2 protein-coding genes are annotated in these 1,745 nt (G+C 46.4%); both read right to left on the bottom strand.

Features of this window, described 5'->3' with window-relative positions; translation table 11 throughout:
• Positions 1-65 precede the first annotated feature (65 nt).
• Positions 66-311, bottom strand: coding sequence for a hypothetical protein (locus PX481_RS03735; RefSeq protein WP_288093707.1), 246 nt, complete (start codon positions 309-311; stop codon positions 66-68).
• 107 nt (positions 312-418) lie between these two features.
• On the bottom strand, positions 419-1,745 hold a 1,327-nt coding region (locus tag PX481_RS03730; RefSeq protein ID WP_288093706.1), incomplete at its 5' end, for an aspartate kinase.

The following is a 1,745-nucleotide window of genomic DNA, read 5'->3' as shown; positions in this document are numbered from 1 at the left end:
TTGGTATGGTTCGATAGGGGGGCATAAATCGACTAAATCCTTATCTGGCAAGAGACTTAATTCGATTAGTTCGCTCTAGATAAAAAACAATTGACAAAAATCGCTAAATGCCTTTCTATATAAGGGTTCCATCCCTTATAATCCCCGTCCATTGCATAACACAAACCGAAGAGCCAAACTTGTTTCAGGGAAGTGAGAAATTTTTCTGTTTGTTGCCAAACTTTCTCTCCCACTTTTTCACCGGTTTTCTCTAGCGCTTTAGTGGCAATAATCGAACCAACTGCGATCGCTGCTCCTGTAAGAGGGTCCATAGATAAAATAGGGGTGATGAGGGTTAACTTATTTATCGGGTTTTTGGGGGTATAAGTTGCCAACAATTAAACAACTCTTACCCCCATCATAGAACTTGTAATTTCATTTAGGCGGGTACTTCAATTTTACCCTGTCCGGCCAATCCAAAAGCGGCGTGAACCACTTGTAGGGCCCTGACTCCATCTTCCTGATTCACCACACAACTGATTTTTATATCAGAAGTAGCAATCATCAAAATATTAATTTTCTCCTTTGCTAAAGCTTCAAAAAAGCGTGCTGCTACCCCCGGTTGTCCTTCCATTCCCGAACCAACAATGCTCACTTTGGCCACATCATTATTAACCACCACTTCCTGTAAACCCAAACTTTCCGATAGTTCTAAGAGGATTTTTTGGGCTAAATTAGCATCAGCTTGGGGTAAAGTAAAAGCGATATCCCGTCGGGGAATACCATCGACAATGCGACAGCGTTGGGATTGAATAATCATATCAACACTGACATTTTTTGCCGCTAAAACCGAGAAAATTCTCGCCGCCATCCCGGGGCGATCGGGGACGTTACGAATGGCCATTTGGGCCTGATTATTATCTAGGGCCACTCCCCGTACTGGGACTAAATTTTTAGGGATTTCGCAATGAGCAACTTTAGCAGAATACTCCACTTGAAAAGCATCACAAAGGACTTTAATTGCTTTTTCTCCGTCCGCTTCATCGATGACACAACTGACTTTTACTTCAGAAGTGGAGATCATTTCGATATTAATTGCCGCTGCGGCCAAAGTGCTAAATATTTGGGCAGCAATTCCCGGCCGGCCGATCATACCGGCGCCGGTAATGGCGATTTTAGCGGCCCCGGATTCGATAATCACTTCCGCTTCCTCTGTATTAGTGGGATGGGAACGTAAAACCGGTGCGATCGCTTCGGCCACGGATTGGGCTTTTTTTAAGGCATTTCCCATCACCGTAAAGGCGATATCGTTGCTGTCCCCCTCGTGAATCGATTGAATAATTAAATCCACGTCCACCTGTTGATGAGCGATTTCCCCGAATAAACGGGCAGCGATACCGGGACGGTCGGGAACCCGTAAAAGGGAGATTTTCGCCTGATTACCCTCAAATTCCACCGCATCCACTGCTTTTGTCAATTCCAATCCTTGCAGGGTGCGCGGTTTCGGTGCCGGGGATGTCACCCAAGTACCCGGATCCTCTGTCCAACTGGAACGTACAACCAAGGGAACCCCGAAATTTTTAGCGATTTCCACCGCTCTCGGGTGGAGAACTTTCGCCCCTAAACTGGCTAATTCGAGCATCTCATCGCAGGTAATTTCGTCTAGGAGACGCGCTTCGGGGACTAAACGGGGGTCAGTGGTGAGAATACCGGGTACATCGGTGTAAATTTCGCAAAAATCGGCTTTTAAGGCGGCCGCTAGGGCC

This window comes from Microcystis sp. M53603_WE2, assembly GCF_030065435.1.
The sequence above is the reverse complement of the archived record's forward strand: the minus strand, read 5'-3'. Positions and strand labels throughout refer to the sequence as shown.